Origin of the sequence: Dietzia sp. E1 (genome assembly GCF_014145015.1) — a bacterium.
Classification (GTDB): Bacteria; Actinomycetota; Actinomycetes; order Mycobacteriales; family Mycobacteriaceae; genus Dietzia; species Dietzia cinnamea_A.
This window is the reverse complement of the sequence record NZ_JAALDU010000213.1, coordinates 1-17,040: the sequence shown is the minus strand read 5'-3', so window position 1 is coordinate 17,040 and position 17,040 is coordinate 1. Positions and strand designations below refer to the sequence as shown.

Below are 17,040 nucleotides of genomic sequence, written 5' to 3'. Positions count from 1 at the left end.
GGGCGGGGCGGCGCGGGCCGGCGGCCGGCGCAGGCCGCCGGGAGATCAGAAGAGCAGCTCGGTGGCCGCGTGGATCGCGAGCCCGGCGAGGGCCCCCACGACCGTGCCGTTGATGCGGATGAACTGCAGGTCCTTGCCAGCGAGCAGCTCGATCTTGTCGGAGGCCTCGTCGGCGTCCCAGCGCTCGACGGTGTCGGAGATGATCGAGGTGACCTCGCCGGCGTAGTTCTCGGCGACGTAGCGCGCCATGCGGGTCATGTAGTCGTCGAGGCGGGTGCGCATCCGCTCGTCGCCGACGAGCATCTCGGCGAGGCGGCGCAGGAGGTCGTCGATCTTGAGCCGCAGCGTGGAGGAGGTGTCCTCGGTGGCCTCGACGATCATCCGCTTGGCGGCCGACCACGCCGACCCGGCGGCGCGGCGCACCTCCTCGCGGTTCATGACCTCGTGCTTGAACGACTCGAGCTTGGCCATGGTGGACGGGTCGTGCTGCAGGTCGCGGGCGAAGTCCTCGACGAACCCGATCAGCGCCAGGCGCACGGCGTGCTGCTTGTCGACCTTGATCTGCCACGTCCACTCGCGCAGTTCGCGGTAGGCGCGGTCGGAGAGCAGTTCGTTGACGAACTGCGGGGCCCAGGTGGGGGCCTTCTCGCGGACCCAGCGGTCGATCGTCTCGGGGTGCGCCTCGACCCACTCGTGGGCCCGGTCGGCCATGAGGTCGAGCAGCGGCAGGTGGCGGCCCTCGTCGAGGAGTTCGGCGATGATGCGGCCGGCGGGCGGGCCCCACTCGGGCTCGGCGATCCGGGCCACGATGGTGCGTTCGATGATCGCGACCGCGTCGTCGTCGCGCAGCACCGCCAGGACGGAGCGGATGGCCTTGGCGGCCTGGTCGGAGGCCAGCGCGCGGTTGTCGGGCTCGGCGAGCCACTCGCCGGCGCGCTCGGGGATGCGCGCGCCGCGGACCTTCTCGCTGACCATCTCGGGGTCGAGGAAGTTCTCCCCCACGAACCCGCCGAGCGAGGTGCCCAGCTGGTCCTTCTTGCGGCGGATGAGCGCCGTGTGCGGGATGGGGATGCCCAGGGGGTGGCGGAACAGGGCGGTGACGGCGAACCAGTCGGCCAGGCCGCCGACCATCCCGGCCTCGGCGGCGGCGCGGACGTAACCCACCCAGGAGGGAGCGCCGTTGTGCAGCGCGTATTCGGCGACGAGGTAGATCACCCCGGCCACGACGAGGAACCCCGTCGCGACCATCTTCATGCGACGGAGGGCGGACCTCCGCTCGGCGTCGGTCGCCGGGTCACCCGCCTTGAGCGCGGGTCCCCCGGCGGCGACGACCGGGTCGAGCGTCAGTGTGCGTCCTCGCGCCCGTACTTACGGAAGCCGTACATGCAGACGAACAACCCGATGAGGAAGACGACGGTGGTCGCGACGACCGCGCCGATGACCAGGCCCAGGCCGACCCCGGCGTTCTGCGTGTAGTAGCCGATCGCCGTGATGGGCAGGCCCAGCATGCTCATGCTCAGCAGGAGGATGGCCGAGCCCACGTAGATCTCGGTCGAGTACAGCGGGTAGGTGGGAGCGACCTTCGTCGCGTATTCCGGGTAGTACTCCTCGACGATGGCGGCACCAGTGTGCTCGAGCGTCTGACCGGCCATGATGTCGTCCTCTTTCGTCAACTACCGATCCCGGGCGCGTGTCCCGGGACTTGCTCTGCCCCGATCTTATTAGACCCCGGCTCCTGCCGGGCAACCGCCCGTCGGATCCGACGGGCCGCGGTGACGAGGTTCCGCAGGCTGGGCTCCAACTGCCACGTGTAGCGGCTCTTGAGCCCGCCGTCGGGCACCGCCCACAGCCTCTCGACCCCCACGGCGTCCACCGCGCGCAGCAGCCGCTCGTGCAGCAGGTCGATGTCCGGCACGAACCCCGAGCGCGACTCGTACACGCCGGGCGCGACCTGCCGGGTCAGGGTGTGGTCGGTCAGGGCGTCCAGCACCCACTCGATCGAGCGGGTGGCCACGATGTTGGTGACGTCGGCGTCGAGTTCCTCGATCGCCTCGGTCATCACCTGCAGCGACGAGTACGTCATGTGGGTGTGGATCTGCGTGTCGGGGCGCGCGCCGGCGGAGGCCAGGCGGAAGGTGCCCACCGCCCAGTCGAGGTAGGCGCGTCGGTCGGCACCGCGCCGCGGCAGCAGTTCGCGGATGGCCGGCTCGTCGATCTGGATGATGGCCGTGCCGGCCGCCTCCAGATCGGCCACCTCGTCGCGCACCGCCAGCGCGAGCTGCGTGGCGACCTCGGGCAGCGCGAGGTCGGTGCGGCAGAACGACCGCGCGAGCATCGTCACGGGCCCGGTGATCATCCCCTTGACCGGCCGGTCCGTGAGCGACTGCGCGTAGCCCGTCCACTCGACGGTCATCGGGGCGGGCCGCGCCACGTCCCCGTAGAGGATGGGCGGCCGCACACAGCGCGAGCCGTAGGACTGCACCCAGCCGTGGCGGGTGGCGGCGAACCCGTCGAGCAGTTCGGCGAAGTACTGCACCATGTCGTTGCGCTCGACCTCGCCGTGGACGAGCACGTCCAGGCCGATGTCCTCCTGCAGCCGGATCACCGAGGCGATCTCCGCCCGCAGGTAGTCGCAGTACCGGGCGTAGTCGATCCGCCCCTCCGCCAGGTCGCGGCGGGCCCGCCGGATCTGCACTGTCTGCGGGAACGAGCCGAGGGTGGCGGTCGGGAGCGTCGGCAGACCCAGCCTGCCGGCCTGCCGGGGGGCCCGCTCGGCGTAGGGGACGCGGACCTTGTCGTCGTCGTCCACCCGCGCGGTCCTCGCGCGCACGTCCTCGCGGCGCGCACTGGGCAGCACGGGCAGCGGACGCCAGCGCGGCGTGGGGCCGTCCTCGAGCGCGTGCGCCAGCGACACCACCTCGGCGACCTTCTGTTCGGCGAAGGCCAGCGAGTCCACGAGCTCGGCCGGCAGGTCGGTCTCGGCGTGCACGTCGTACGGCACGTGCAGCAGCGTGCACGAGGTCGACACCACCACGTCGGCGAACACGGCCTTGAGCCCGCGCAGGTAGTCGAGCGTCGCGAACTTGTCCGTGCGCCACACGTTCTGACCGTCCACCACGCCGGCGTAGAGGCGCTTGGCGGCCAGGCCCGGCACGGCGGCGAGCTCGGCGGCCGTCCGCCGCCCGTGGACCAGGTCCAGGCCGATCGCCTCGATCCCCGAGGCCGCCAGCGCGGGCAGCGCGTCCCCCAGGTCGCCGTACTCGCCGGTGACGAGGATCCGCGGCCTCGCCGGCACCGCGGCGAGCCGGTCGTAGGCCCCGCGCAGCCCGGCGATCTCGTCCGGCGAGCGCTCCATGGTCATGCAGGGCTCGTCGAACTGCACGCATGTCACGCCCGCCTCGTGCAGCACGCCGAGCAGCGCCTCGTACTGCTCGAGCATCCGGTCGAGCAGGTCGAGCGGCGCGAACCCCGGCGCGGCGTCGGGCGAGGCCTTGCCGAGCAGCAGCAGCGAGACCGGGCCGGTGATGACGGGCCGGATCTCGAGCCCCAGCTCGCGCGCGCGGGCGACCTCGGCGAGCAGCTCGCCCGGCCGCAGCCCCAGCTCGGAGGCCTCGTCGAACTCGGGCTGGCGGTACAGGTAGGAGGTCCCCTGCAGCGGGACCAGCTCGAGCGGGGGGACGTCGGCGCGGCCGCGGGCCAGGGCGAAGACCGTGTCGACGGGTGTGAGGTCGCGGGTGAGGTCGCGGAAGCGGGCGGGGATCGCGCCGACGAGCAGGGCGTCGTCGAGGATGTGGTCGTAGAAGCTGAAGGTGTTGCCGGGGAGCTGCGTGAGGCCCTTGGCTCCCAGGTCGTGCCAGGTGGCCTCGCGGAGGCGGCGGCCGGTGGCGAGAAGCTCGGCGCGGGTGCCGTCGCCGTGCCAGTACCGCTCGAGCGCGCGTTTGAGCTCGCGGCGCGGCCCGATGCGCGGGTAGCCCAGGACCGACGAGGCGCGCGTGGGTTCGAGGTGCGGCGACGAGGGCGACGACGACGAGGTCATCTCAGCGCGCGGCCCGGGCCATCGCCCGGGGCGCGGGATAGCTGTGGAACCCCTGGCCCGTCTTCCGACCCAGCCGGCCCGACTCGACCATGCTCACGAGCAGCGGTGGCGGCGAGTACAGCGGCTCACCGAATTCGGCGTACATCGCCTCGGCGATCTGCTTGACCGTGTCGAGCCCCACGTGGTCGGCCAGGGCGAGTGGCCCCATGGGGTGGGCGCAGCCGAGGACCATGGCCCGGTCGATGTCCTCGGCGGTGGCGTGGCCGGACTCCGCCATCCGGATCGCGGAGAGCAGGTACGGCACGAGCAGCGCGTTGACCACGGCCCCGGCGCGGTCGGCGGAGTGCACGACCTGCTTGCCGAGAACCTGTTCGGCGAACGCCTCCGCGCGGTCGCGGACGGCGGCGCCGGTCTCGGGGGTGCTCACCAGCTCGACCAGCGGGAGCACGGGGACGGGGTTGAAGAAGTGCATGCCGAGCACACGCTCGGGGCGGGCCGTGCACCCGGCGAGGGTGGCGACGGGGACGGCGGAGGTGTTGGTGGCCAGCACGGCCGCCGGGTCGGTGACGATCTCGTCGAGCTGCCGGAAGACGGCCGACTTGGCGGCCTCGTCCTCGACGACCGCCTCGATCACGAGCTGGCGGTCGCAGAAGTCGCCCGGGTCGGTGGTGAAGCGCAGGCGCAGGGCGGCCTGTTCGCGCTCACGTTCGGTGATCTTGCCCGAGGACACGCCGCGGTCGAGGGACTGCAGGATCCGGGCGCGGCCGGCGGTGGTGAGCTCGCGGGTGGACTCCCACACGAGGACGTCCACGTGGGCACGCGCGCAGACCTCGGCGATACCGGAGCCCATCTGCCCGGCCCCCACCACGCCGACGCGGGTGATCCGTCCCGCGTCCGTCGCGGCGTCGCGGCTGCTGCTCATGGTGTCCTGGGTCCTTCGATGAGGAGGGTCGTGAAGGGGCGCGCCGGCCCGTCCGCCGGTCCGCGGCGGGGTGAGCGCCAGAGACGACCGGGGGCCGGGCCGCCTCGTCGAGACGGCCACGGCCCCCGGTTGTCACGTCATGTCAGCGAGCTGATCTCGAATCAGATCGGTTCGCCGGTCAGGTCCACTAGCTCAGTGGAACTGGCCCTCCTCGGTGGAGCCCTTCAGCGCCGCGGTGGACGTGTTGGGGTCGACCGTGGTGGCGATGAGGTCGAAGTAGCCGGCGCCGACCTCGCGCTGGTGCTTGACCGCGGTGAAGCCACGCTCCTTGGCCGCGGCGAACTCGCGCTCCTGCAGCTCGACGAACGCGCTCATCTGGTTGCGGGCGTAGCCGTAGGCCAGGTCGAACATGCCGTAGTTGAGCGAGTGGAAGCCGGCCAGGGTGATGAACTGGAACTTGAAGCCCATCGCGCCGAGCTCCTTCTGGAACTTGGCGATGGTGTCGTCATCCAGGTTCGCCTTCCAGTTGAAGGAGGGCGAGCAGTTGTAGGCCAGCAGCTGGTCCGGGAACTCGGCCTTGACGCCCTCGGCGAACTTCTTGGCGTACTCGAGATCCGGGGTGCCGGTCTCCATCCAGATCATGTCGGCGAACGGGGCGTAGGCCTTCGCGCGCTCGATGCAGGGCTCGATGCCGTTCTTGACGTGGTAGAAGCCCTCGGCGGTGCGCTCACCGGTGATGAACGGACGGTCGCGCTCGTCGACGTCCGAGGTGATGAGGGTGGCGGCCTCGGCATCGGTGCGGGCGATGATGACCGACGGGACGTTCGCGACGTCCGACGCCAGGCGGGCCGAGGTCAGGGTGCGGATGTGCTGGTTGGTGGGGATCAGCACCTTGCCACCGAGGTGGCCGCACTTCTTCTCCGACGCGAGCTGGTCCTCCCAGTGCACACCGGCGGCGCCGGCCGCGATCATGGCCTTCTGCAGCTCGTAGGCGTTCAGGGCGCCACCGAAGCCGGCCTCGGCGTCCGCGACGATCGGGGCGAGCCAGTTCTCGACCGAGGTGTCACCCTCGATGCGGGCGATCTCGTCGGCGCGCAGCAGGGCGTTGTTGATGCGACGGACGACGGTCGGGACCGAGTTGGCCGGGTACAGCGACTGGTCCGGGTAGGTGTGGCCCGAGAGGTTCGCGTCGCCGGCGACCTGCCAGCCGGAGAGGTAGACGGCCTCGAGGCCCGCGCGGATCTGCTGCACGGCCTGGTTACCGGTCAGCGCACCGAGGGAGTTGACGAAGTCCTTGGTGTTGACCTTCTCCCAGAGGATCTCCGCGCCACGACGGGCGAGGGTGTGCTCCTCGACGACGGTGCCCTGCAGCTCGGCGACCTGCTCGGCCGTGTAGTTGCGGGTGATGCCCTTCCAGCGGGGATTGGTGTCCCAGTCCTTCTGGATCTCTTCAGCGGTACGTGCCTTGCCGACGTTCGACATCGCGACTCTTTCCTACTCGGGGGGCGGGCCGTGATTCGCAGTCTTGCGAGCCGCTGGCCCCGTACTGCCCATAGCGTGCCACATCGCAGACAGCCCGTCTACCTGCAGGTAATGCGAATCTGGCGAGTTTCTTGGAGACTTTTGCAAAGTTTGCGAAGATTGTGTGGCACGCCACGGACGGGAGGGCCGAAGCCGATGAACGCCTCACATATGGGATCGCGACTGAGACGTCTGCGCGAGGAGCACGGTCTGACCCAGTCCGCCTTCGCGCAGTCGCTCGGCTTGTCGTCGTCGTATCTCAACCAACTCGAGAAGGACACCCGTCCCGTCACCTCCCGGGTCCTGGTCAAGATCTCCGAGGTCTACGGCGTCGACTCCACGTTCTTCGCCTCCGATTCGGACACGCGCCTCATCGCGGCGGTCACGGAGGCCCTCACCGACACGCAGCTCTCGTCGGAGGTCCCCGCCGCGGAGGTCGTCGAGCTCGTCCGCGCGCACCCCTCGCTCGCCCGTGCCTTCACCCTCCTGCATCAGCGCTACCGCAACTCCGCCGATCTGCTGGCCGCCCTGACCGAGACCCGCAACGCGCCCGACACCCCGGTCGACCGCGCCGTCCTGTCGATGCCGCACGAGGAGGTGCGCGACTACTTCTACCAACGGCAGAACTACATCGACTCCCTCGACACCGCGGCCGAGGAGCTCACCACCCGCATCCGGCTCAACCGCGGCGACGTGCGCGCCGAGCTCGAGCACCGCCTCGCCGAGGCCCACGGCGTGCACATCGTGCGCCGCGTCGACCTGCCCGACGGGCTGTGGCACCGCTACCTCACCGACGAGCGTCGCCTCGAGCTGTCCGCCCACATGACGCCGGGCCAGCAGGCGTTCCGCGTGGCCTCCGAGCTGGCGTTTCTCGAGCACCGCGAGCTGCTGGAGAGTCTCGTCGACGAGGGCTCGTTCAGCTCCCCCGCCGCCGTCGCGCTGGGCCTGCGCGGCCTGGCCAGCTACTTCGCCGCTGCCGTCCTCATGCCCTACCAGCGCTTCCTCGACACCGCCGAGGACTTCCGCTACGACATCGAGCGGCTCATGGCCTTCCACGCCACCGGCTACGAGACCGTCTGCCACCGGCTGTCGACGCTCCAGCGGCCGGGCGCGGCCGGGGTGCCGTTCAGCTTCGTGCGTGTCGACCGCGCCGGCAACATGTCCAAGCGCCAGTCCGCCTCCGGGTTCCACTTCACCACCTCGGGCGGCACGTGCCCGCTGTGGAACATCTACGAGTCGTTCTCGTTCCCCGGCAAGATCATGCGGCAGGTCGCGCAGATGCCCGACGGCCGGCTGCACCTGTGGGTCTCGCGGACCGTGACCACCCGGCCGATGCGGTTCGGGCAGCCGCGCAAGACGTTCGCGATCGGGCTGGGCTGCGAGGCCCGCCACGCCCACCGCACCGTCTATGCGCAGGGGCTGGACCTCGACGACGTCGACGCCGCCACCAAGATCGGCTCCGGCTGCCGCATGTGCGACCGACCCGCCTGCCCGCAGCGCGCCTTCCCGCCGCTCAACCACGAGCTACGCGTGGACGCCCACCGCTCGTCGCTCTCGCCGTACCTCCTCGGCGAACCCGCCTCCGCCGGGTCCGCGCCTGACCTACCCTGACGGCCATGAGCCAGTCACCGAGGATTTCGCCCGGCGGATTCCGCGAGCTCGGCCCGTTCGGCTGGGCGGTCAACCGCGTCGGCGCGCGCGTCACCGGCTCACGCGACGTCCACCTGTTCGCCACGCTCGGCCGTGCCCGCCGCCTCTTCCCCGCCTGGCTCGCCTACTCGGGGATGATGATGCCGTTCGGGATCCTCGACCGCCGCACCACCGAACTCGTGATCCTGCGCGTGGCCCACCTGCGGGGCAGCGCGTACGAGCGGGCGCACCACGAGCGCATCGGCGCGCGGGTGGGACTGGACGACGACGAGATCGCCCGAACCACCCGCGACCCCGCCTCCGCGGGTTGGCCGGACCGGCTGGAGGTGCTGCTCACGGCCGTCGACGAGCTGGTGCGGACGAAGGACGTGTCCGACGAGACGTGGGCCGCGCTCGCCGAGTACCTGAACCCGGGTGAGCTGCTCGCGTTGGTGCAGTTGGTCGCGCAATACGACGGCCTGGCCACCTCCCTGCGGGCGCTGCGGATCCAGCCGGACCGCCCCCGCTGACACCGCCCCGCCTCCACGATCCGCCCCCGGATTACACCTCGCTCCTCCGAAATCGATCTGCCCCAGGAACTCCGCGAGCGAATCGCAATGCGACGAGCGAAACGAGATCCGAGGGGCAGATCGCGCGCCGCGCTCCGGATCGCCGGCCCCGCAGCGACCGACCCGCCCCGGCAGCGGACTCACCGATCGGACCCGCCTCACCCACCTGATCCCGCGCCGCCCATCCGATCGCGCGACGCCCATGGGAGCCCTTACGCGTAGCGCGATCCGATAGGCGGCGCTGGGCGGTTCCCCGAAGAGAGCGCCGAGCCGACGCGACGACCACAGGGATTCAGGCTCGAGGCCCAGCCGACCACGCCACAGCGCCCCGGCCCACCCGGCCAGCCCCGCCTCGGACGCAGCCGACCAACAGATCCGCCGCCGACGCAGCTCGGGCCCACCGTCCGGGCGACGAATCCGACCGGGTCGGGCCGGGTCGGGACGGGCGGGCCGCCCAGGCGAGCCGCGGGTCAGACCGTTTCCGGGCAGGACAGGCAGACGCGGGCCCGGTCGTCGAGGCCGACCGTCACCGTCTGCCCCGCCGGCACGTGCACATCGCGGCCCTGCACCGTGCACTCGAAGTCGGCGCCGTTCAGGTTGGCGATCGTGATCTCGTGGTGGTCGCAGCGGACCCGCACGTGTGTGCCCCGCACCGTCATCCGGAACGTCAGCGACCCCCACTGCGCGGGCACCCGCGGGTCGAACGAGATGTCGCCACGGTAGTCGCGCATCCCGCCGAAGCCGCTGACCAGCGCCGACCAGACACCGCCGGTGGAGGCCACGTGGATGCCGTCGGACGCGTTACCGTGCACGTCCGCCAGGTCCACCACGAGGGCCTTCTGGAAGTGCTCAAACGCCTCGTCGCAGTATCCGATCTCGGCGGCGATGATCGCCTGCACCACGGCCGACAGGGTGGAGTCGCCGGTGGTCAACGGGTCGTAGTACTCGAAGTTCGCCCGCTTCTGCTCCTCGCTGAACTCGTCACCACGCAGGAACATGGCCAGCACGACATCGGCCTGCTTGAGCACCTGATGCCGGTAGATGACCAGCGGATGGAAGTGCAGCAGGAGCGGCCGGCGGGGTTCCTCGAGGTCCTGGTCCCAGACCTCCTTGGCGAGGAAGTCCTGGTCCTGCGGGTGGACGCCCAGTTCCTCGTCGAACGCGATCACCATGTTGTTGGCGGCGCGCTTCCACTCGGCGATCTCCTCGTCGCGGAGCTTCAGGCGCCGGCAGATCGCCTCCCACTTACCGTCCTCCAGCTCGGCGATCCGCTTGCAGGCGATCGCCGCGGCGACGAGGTTGAAGCGCGCCATCACGTTGGTGAACAGGTTGTTGTCCACGACGGTCGTGTACTCGTCGGGCCCGGTCACCCCGTGGATGTGGAACATCCCGTCGCCGTCGAAGAACCCGAGGGAGACCCACATCCGCGCGGTCTCGACGAGCATGTCCACGCCCTCGCGGATCATGAACTCGCGGTCCTCGGTGGCCCACAGGTACTTGATCAGGGCGTGCGCGATGTCGGCGTTGATGTGGTACTGCGCGGTGCCGGCCTCGTAGTAGGCGGACGCCTCCTCGCCGTTGATCGTGCGCCACGGGTAGAGCGCGCCGTTGACGGACAGGAACTTCGCCCGCTCCCGCGCCTTGTCGAGCATGTTGTACCGGAAGCGCAGGGCGTTCCGGGCGAACCGCGGCATCGTGTAGGTGAGGAACGGCAGGACGTAGGTCTCGGTGTCCCAGAAGTAGTGACCGGAGTACCCGCTGCCGGTGACGCCCTTGGCGGCGATGCCGTTGTACTCCGCGCGGGCGGACGCCTGGGCCAGCTGGAAGAGGTTGAACCGGATAGCCTGCTGCGTCTCCGCGGGGCCGTCCACCTCGACGTCGGCCCGCTCCCAGAAGTGGTCGTACCAGTCGCGCTGGGTGCGGTGCAGGTCCTCCACGCCGCGCTCGCGGGCCCGGCTCAGGGTGCGCGAGCACCGCTCGGCGAGTTCGACGGCGGGGACGACCTCGGACGTGTGGTACGCCGCGAACTTGGTCAGCTTGAGCACGCGACCCGGGGTGACGTGCGCGTGGTAGACGACCTTTGACGAGTCGTCGTCGATCTCGTGGCTCAGGGCCACGTCGTCTTCGGTCTCGAGGAGGTGGTCGACGGCCACGGCGATGGTCATGCCCGAGTTGGCGCAGCGGTAGCCGTGCACCTGGTAGCCGCGCTGGCCCTCGCACAGCTGCGACTCGAGGACGCGGTGGTCGAGTCCCTCGGCGCGGCGGGGGTCGAAGCCCTGTTCGGGGACGTCGGCGGCGGAGCCGTACTCGTCCTCGCCGTCCTGGCGGTTGAGGACCTGGGAGGAGATGACGACCGGGGCGGGCTCCTCGGGGAGCTCGATCTCGTAGGTCATCACGGCGAGGTGCTTTTCCACCATCGACACCATGCGGGTGGTGCGGATGACGACCTTCTTGCCGGCCGGCGTGTGCCAGATGAGCTCGCGGCGCAGGATCCCGTCGCGGAAGTCGATGCTGCGCTCGTAGTGCTCGAGGTCGGCGACGCTCAACCGCAGGGGCTCGTCGTCGACGTAGAGGCGGATCGTCTTGGTGTCGGGGGCCTGGATCATGGTCTGGCCCTCGCGCGCGAGGCCGTACGCGTCCTCGGCGTGCTGGATGTGCCACGTCTCGTGGAAGCCGTTGACGAACGTGCCGTGCTGGGAGGAGTCGCGCCCCTCCTCGGGGTTACCGCGCATGCCGAGGTACCCGTTGGCCACGGCGAACTGCGTCTCGGCAACGCCGAGCGGGGACGCCTTGGGGCTGGTCTCGACCCAGCGCCACGGGTCGGCGGGGTGGGTGGAGCGGTTGATCTCCGGCACCTCGAGGTGGCTGCGGAGGTTGACGCCGTAGGTGGTGCGGATGTTGCCGGGCACCGACTGGCCGACGGTGTCGTGTACCGGGCCACGGGAGATGGGGATGCGGGTCACCGTCGTGCCTCCGTGAGTCCGGGGATGAGCTCGGAGAGGTCGACGACGACGAGGTCGGCCCCCTCCGCGAGCAGGGCCTCGCGCCCGGCCCCGCGGTCTACGCCGACCACTCGCGCGAACCCGCCGGCAGCGCCGGCCTGCACACCGGACACGGCGTCCTCGATCACGACGCAGCGCTCCGCGGGGACGCCGAGCAGCTCGGCGCCCCGCAGGTACGTGTCGGGCCTCGGCTTGCCGGGGATGCCCTCGGCGGCGGCGACCACGCCGTCGACGATCACGTCGAACCGGTCGCGCAGCCCGGCGGCGGTGAGCACGGCCTCCGCGTTCTTCGAGCTCGAGACGACGCAGGAGGCGATGCCGGCGGCGTCGAGCGCGTCGAGGTAGGCGACCGAGCCGGGGTAGGCCTCGATCCCCTCGTCGAGCAGCTCACGGAAGATCACGTTCTTGCGCGTACCGAGTCCGTGCAGGGTGTCCGCGTCCGGGCCCGCCTCGTCGTCGTCACTCCCCTCGGGCAGGGTGAGGCCCCGCGCGGCGAGCATCGACGCGATGCCCTCGAGGCGCGGCTTGCCGTCGATGAAGCGGAAGTAGTCCTCATCCGAGTACGGGTCGATCCCGCGGGCGTCGAAGTACGCGCTGAACATCCGGTTCCACGCCTCCATGTGCTTCTCCGCCGTCGGGGTGATCACCCCGTCGAGGTCGAAGAGCACGGCGTCCACACCGTCATGGTCCATATCGTCTGTCCTATATCAGGGGTCATCGGCGCCGAGAGGCTCCGCGCGTGCGGCACCAAGGGTAGTCACACCGGGGCACTTCCACCGCTTCCACCTCTGCGGGCGGTGCCCCCGACTTCGGGCCCCCGCGGTCGCTTTTGATGTATCCGGCGTTCCACGGGCGTGCCCGCGGGATTTCCGCAGCGCGCCGCACGCGGGGCACGATGCACAGATAGCGGTACGACGGTGGCACTATGTGGGTAACCGAAGACAAAGGAGAGAGATGCGCCTCCGCACCCGCACCCCCCGCCGCGTCGCGACCGCCGGCCTCGCGCTGGTCACCGCGGCAGCTCTCACGGCCTGTTCGTCGGACGACTCCGGCGCCGAGGCCGAGCAGTCGGGCGACACGTCGACCTCGGCGTCGGCCTCGCCGACCGTCGACGACTCGGCCCCGCAGGCGCCCGTCGAAGAGCTCGTGCTGGCCGAGGGCGAGGCCCCGGGGGGTGGCATCGTCCAGGTGCTCGACCGGCCGATGCTCCAGGAGGCCGTCGACAAGCTCGTCGCCGACCAGCAGCGTCAGCTCATGGACGACCCGGCCTGCGACAAGGTCTCGCGCCTCGAGACCGTCTCCAACCACGCAACCACGGACGGCGTGACCGCGGCGGTGCGCTACAAGCAGTCCGAGACCGACGAGACCGAGCACCGGTTCGGCATCGGCATGGTGAGCGGCCGGCTCGACGACTTCATGGACCGCTCCCTCTACGAGGCGTGCACCACCGCGCGAAGCACCTCGAACCCCGATGTCGAGCTCGTCATGTCGGTGCAGGACGCGCCGGAGATCGCGGGCGCCGAGGGCTTCCGCGTCACCAGCGACTTCATCACCACGCAGCCGGACGGGAAGAAGACCCTGAGCCGGGCCATCGCGATCCACGGGTACGCCCGCGACACCACGGTGAGCGTGGAGTACGCGGCCCGCGGCGACGATCCCGCGGCCGACCCGGTGCTGCCGACGGCCGCCGGCGCCCTCGACGCGATCTACACGACGCAGATGGAGAAGCTCGTCAACGCCGAGTGACCCCGCGGCCGGCGGGTCCGCGCCATCGAGAAGACCGTTTCGCACACGTCGCCCGAGTGGGTCCGTGCGGAACGGTCTTTTCGTCGGCCGGGGCCCGATCGTTCCGTCAGCTGTGGACGGGTTGCTCCCCGCGTCGGGCAGACCGCCGGGCAGGCCGCCGGGCGCACGCCGGGTGTGCCCGACGGACCGCCCGCGGATTCCGACCGCGCCCGGGGATCCCCCGCCGGACGGCACTCCGCCCCGCCGCCCGGCCGGGCGAACCGGCGAGCAGCGGGGCGGAGCTACGGGGCTTCGCGGGGGTCGGCGCCTCGCGAGGCGGACCGTCAGAGGTTGATCATGTGGCCGGCGATGCCCTCGACGGCCTCCTTCATGGCCTCGGACAGCGTCGGGTGCGTATGCACATTGCGGGCGACGTCGGCGGCGGTGAGGTCCCACATCTGCGCGAGGGTCAGCTCCGGCAGGAGCTCGGAGACATCGGGGCCGATGAGGTGACCGCCGAGCAGCTCTCCGTGGGTGGCGTCCGCGACGATCTTCACGAAGCCGACCGCGTGGCCGAGGCCATGCGCCTTGCCGTTGGCGGAGTACGGGAACTTGGCCACCTTGACGTCGTATCCCTCGTCCCTCGCCTGGGCCTCGGTGAGCCCGAACGACGCGACCTGCGGCTGGCAGAACGTGGCGCGCGGCATCATGCGGTAGTCGCCCAGGGTCTGGGTCTCCGCGCCGGCCATCGTCTCGGCGGCGACGACGCCCTGCGCCTCGGCCACGTGGGCGAGCTGCAGCTTGCCGGTGACGTCGCCGATGGCGTAGATGCCGTCGACGTTGGTGCGCATGTGGTCGTCGATGTCGATCGCGCCGCGGTCGGTGAGCTGGACGCCGGTGTTCTCCAGGCCGAAGCCCTCGACGCGGGGGCCGAAGCCGACGGCCATGAGGACCTTGTCCACGGTGACCGTCTGGGTGTCCCCGCCGTCCTTCTTCTCGATCTCCACCTCCACCGAGTCACCGTTGTCGGTGATCTTGGTGGTCTTGTGCCCGGTGAGGAGCTTGATGCCGAGCTTCTTGTAGTGCTTGACCATCTCCTTGGACACCTCCTCGTCCTCGTTGGGCAGGAGGCGGTCCATGAACTCGACGATCGTGACCTCGACGCCGTAGGCGTTCATCACGTAGGCGAACTCCATGCCGATCGCGCCGGCACCCACCACGACGATCGAGTCGGGCAGGTCGCGGGAGAGGATCTGCTCCTCGTAGCTCACCACGTTCTCGCTCAGCTCGACGCCCGGGAGGGTCTTGACCACGGAGCCGGTGGCGATGATGCAGTTGTCGAACGTGTACTCCGTGCCGTCGACCTCGATCGTCTTGGCGTCGGTGAACGTCCCGTAGCCGTTGATCTCGGTGATCTTGTTCTTCTTCATGAGGAAGTGGACGCCCTTGACGATGCCGTCCGAGACCTTGCGGCTGCGGTCGTAGGCCGCGCCGAAGTCGAAGGAGACGTCGCCGGAGATACCGAACAGCTTGCCGTCACGCTGAACGGTGTTGGCCAGCTCCGCGTTACGCAGCAGCGCCTTGGAGGGGATACAGCCCACGTTGAGGCACACGCCGCCCCAGTACTTCTCCTCGACGACGGCCACCTTGAGGCCGAGCTGCGAGGCACGGATTGCGGCGACGTAGCCACCGGGGCCCGCGCCGAGGACGATCAGGTCGAAATGAGTGTCAGCCACGACACACAGAGTATGCGCAACGCGTGTCGCAGGCACGCCGAGCCGCCCCTAATCGCACCCGAAATGCCCGACGCCGCCCCCTCCCGGCGGAAGGGGCGGCGTCGGGATGCCTGCGGGCGACGTCAGGACAGGTTGCCCAGGACCTGACGAAGCGCGGTCTCGACGAGGTCGCCGACGGTCTCGGCGATCTGGTCGGTGATGGCCTTGGTGGAGCTGCCGGTGCCGGCGCCGAGGGACTCCGTGACCGAGCCGAGATTGAGAGAATCCATTATGTGTCTCCGTTTATCGAGGGTGCATTCCGGGGTTCCCGAGAATGGCCGGGTCAGACGACCCGCGCGCAGGGATGATGCTACTTACGGCACGGACTCATAACAAGAGTCTGTGAAGAACTGGACTCCCGGCCGACATGTCGGCTCCGTCACGCCGGGGCGGTCACGGCATCATCGGGGCATGACGGTTTCCCCCAGCACTGATCCGTACCTCCATCTCGAGGACGTCGACGCCCCCGAGGCCCTGGAGTGGGTGCGGACGCGCAGCGACCGCACGGTGGCCGATCTCGCCGCCGGCGAGCACGCCGAGGCCTCCTACACCCGGGCGCTGGAGATCCTCGACGCCACGGACCGGATCGCCTGGCCCGTCCTGCGCGGCCGCCACGCGTACACACTCTGGAAGGACGGGGACCACCGTCGTGGGCTGTGGCGCCGCGTGCCGTGGTCGGTCCTGGCCGAGGGCGCACCGGGCGTCGACCACCCGGCGTGGGAGACGCTCGTCGACGTCGACGCGCTCGCCGACGAGGAGGGCGTCAACTGGGTGTACTCGGGCACGGTCGTCCGCCGGCCCGCCGACGACCGGGCGATACTGCGGTTGTCCCGAGGCGGCGCGGACGCCGTCGAGATCCGTGAGTTCGACCTCGTCGAGCGGCGCTTCGTCCCCGCCTCGGAAGGCGGTTTCCGACTGACCGAGGCCAAGTGCTCGGTGTCGTGGGTCGACCGCGACACGGTGCTCCTCACCGCGCCGCTCGACCCGGAGGGCTCCGACGCCACCGACTCGGGCTACGCGCGCGTCGTGCGGCTGTGGCGGCGCGGCACCGACCCCGCGCAGGCGCCCGTGATCTTCGAGGGCCGGACCGACGACGTCGCGGTGGGCGCCTCCCACGACCAGACGACGGGGAGGTTCCTCGCCAGCCGGGCACCGGACTTCCACACCTCGCAGGAGGTCTTCTGGACCCCCGGTACCGACCCCACCACGACCGGACCGCGCGCCGTGCCCGTGCCCGAGGACTGCGACATCACCTCGTGCGGCGACTGGCTCCTCCTGCGGCCGCGTACCGATCTCGAGATCGCGGGCCGGACCCATCCCGGCGGGTCGGTGCTCGTCGTGCCGTGGTCCGCCGTGGACGCCGACCCCGAGCGCCTGCCCGAGCCGGTCGTCCTGTTCTCCCCCACCCCGTCCACGACCGTCGAGGACATCACCTGGGGCCGCGGTCGGATCCTGCTGACGGTCCTCGACGACACCGAGTCGCGGGTCGAGGCCTACGCCATCCCCGATTCCGCCGACGGCGGCTGGACGCCGCTGCCGGTGGAGGGCCTGCCCGAGCACGTGTCGATCGACGTGCTGTCCTGCGACCGGCTGTCCGGGATGCGGGACGGCGAGCAGGCGGACTCCGGGCCGGCGGGAGGAGGGCAGTCGGACGGCGAGCGGCCGCACCCCGACGACGCCGTGCTCGCGGTCTCCGGGCCGGTCGTGCCGCCGTCGCTGGTGCTCCTGCGCGCCGACGGCAGCACCACCACCCTCGGCGCGACCCCGCACCGGTTCGACACGTCCGGCATCGAGGTCACCCGCCACACCGCCGTGAGCGACGACGGCACCGAGGTCCCGTACACCGTCATGCGCGGGCCCG

Annotated in this window: 13 protein-coding genes; 4 read left to right on the top strand and 9 right to left on the bottom strand. The window is 70.7% G+C overall.

Annotated features, from left to right (window positions below; genetic code table 11):
- Positions 1–45: 45 nt before the first annotated feature.
- The 5 genes from G6030_RS08210 to aceA all read right to left on the bottom strand — a co-directional run bounded on the left by G6030_RS08210 (position 46) and on the right by aceA (position 6,440).
- Positions 46–1,254 (bottom strand): DUF445 family protein, encoded by a 1,209-nt coding sequence (locus G6030_RS08210; protein WP_241724249.1) that lies wholly within the window; start codon positions 1,252–1,254, stop codon positions 46–48.
- Positions 1,255–1,343: 89 nt separating this feature from the next.
- A complete protein-coding gene (locus G6030_RS08205; RefSeq protein WP_182642790.1) occupies positions 1,344–1,652 on the bottom strand; it encodes a hypothetical protein in 309 nt (102 codons plus the stop codon).
- Positions 1,653–1,669: 17 nt separating this feature from the next.
- On the bottom strand, positions 1,670–4,036 hold the full coding sequence (metE, locus tag G6030_RS08200) for a 5-methyltetrahydropteroyltriglutamate--homocysteine S-methyltransferase (RefSeq protein ID WP_182642789.1): 2,367 nt from the start codon (positions 4,034–4,036) through the stop codon (positions 1,670–1,672).
- A gap of 1 nt (position 4,037) precedes the next feature.
- Positions 4,038–4,958, bottom strand: coding sequence for a 3-hydroxybutyryl-CoA dehydrogenase (locus tag G6030_RS08195; RefSeq protein ID WP_182642788.1), 921 nt, complete (start codon positions 4,956–4,958; stop codon positions 4,038–4,040).
- A 192-nt stretch (positions 4,959–5,150) separates the two neighbouring features.
- The gene (aceA, locus tag G6030_RS08190; RefSeq protein ID WP_182642787.1) at positions 5,151–6,440 is read right to left on the bottom strand and encodes an isocitrate lyase; all 1,290 of its coding nucleotides are present in this window, start codon (positions 6,438–6,440) and stop codon (positions 5,151–5,153) included.
- 195 nt (positions 6,441–6,635) lie between these two features.
- Between aceA and ramB the strand changes: the two genes are divergently transcribed.
- Together ramB and G6030_RS08180 are read left to right on the top strand one after the other, a co-directional pair.
- Entirely contained in the window at positions 6,636–8,090 is a 1,455-nt protein-coding gene (gene ramB, locus G6030_RS08185) for an acetate metabolism transcriptional regulator RamB (protein WP_182642786.1), read from the top strand.
- 5 nt (positions 8,091–8,095) lie between these two features.
- Positions 8,096–8,638, top strand: coding sequence for a carboxymuconolactone decarboxylase family protein (locus G6030_RS08180; protein ID WP_182642785.1), 543 nt, complete (start codon positions 8,096–8,098; stop codon positions 8,636–8,638).
- A gap of 509 nt (positions 8,639–9,147) precedes the next feature.
- On the opposite strand, the gene G6030_RS08175 is transcribed toward G6030_RS08180, so the two are convergent.
- Together G6030_RS08175 and G6030_RS08170 are read right to left on the bottom strand one after the other, a co-directional pair.
- Entirely contained in the window at positions 9,148–11,640 is a 2,493-nt protein-coding gene (locus G6030_RS08175; RefSeq protein ID WP_182642784.1) for a glycoside hydrolase family 65 protein, read from the bottom strand.
- Positions 11,637–12,371, bottom strand: a complete 735-nt coding sequence (locus G6030_RS08170) for a beta-phosphoglucomutase family hydrolase (RefSeq protein WP_182642783.1) — start codon at positions 12,369–12,371, stop codon at positions 11,637–11,639. Before G6030_RS08170 ends, G6030_RS08175 begins: the two co-directional genes overlap by 4 nt.
- A 262-nt stretch (positions 12,372–12,633) precedes the next feature.
- Here G6030_RS08170 and G6030_RS08165 point away from each other — a divergent pair, with 262 nt between their 5' ends.
- Positions 12,634–13,425, top strand: a complete 792-nt coding sequence (locus G6030_RS08165) for a hypothetical protein (protein ID WP_182642782.1) — start codon at positions 12,634–12,636, stop codon at positions 13,423–13,425.
- A 323-nt stretch (positions 13,426–13,748) separates the two neighbouring features.
- On the opposite strand, the gene lpdA is transcribed toward G6030_RS08165, so the two are convergent.
- Positions 13,749–15,140: a dihydrolipoyl dehydrogenase gene (gene lpdA / locus G6030_RS08160; protein ID WP_131885405.1), complete on the bottom strand. Its 1,392-nt coding sequence runs from the start codon at positions 15,138–15,140 to the stop codon at positions 13,749–13,751.
- 122 nt (positions 15,141–15,262) lie between these two features.
- Entirely contained in the window at positions 15,263–15,409 is a 147-nt protein-coding gene (locus G6030_RS08155; RefSeq protein ID WP_182642781.1) for a hypothetical protein, read from the bottom strand.
- A gap of 181 nt (positions 15,410–15,590) precedes the next feature.
- On the opposite strand from G6030_RS08155, the gene G6030_RS08150 reads away from it, so the two are divergent.
- Positions 15,591–17,040, top strand: a 1,450-nt coding sequence (locus G6030_RS08150; protein WP_182642780.1) for a S9 family peptidase, incomplete at its 3' end; no start/stop codon positions are given.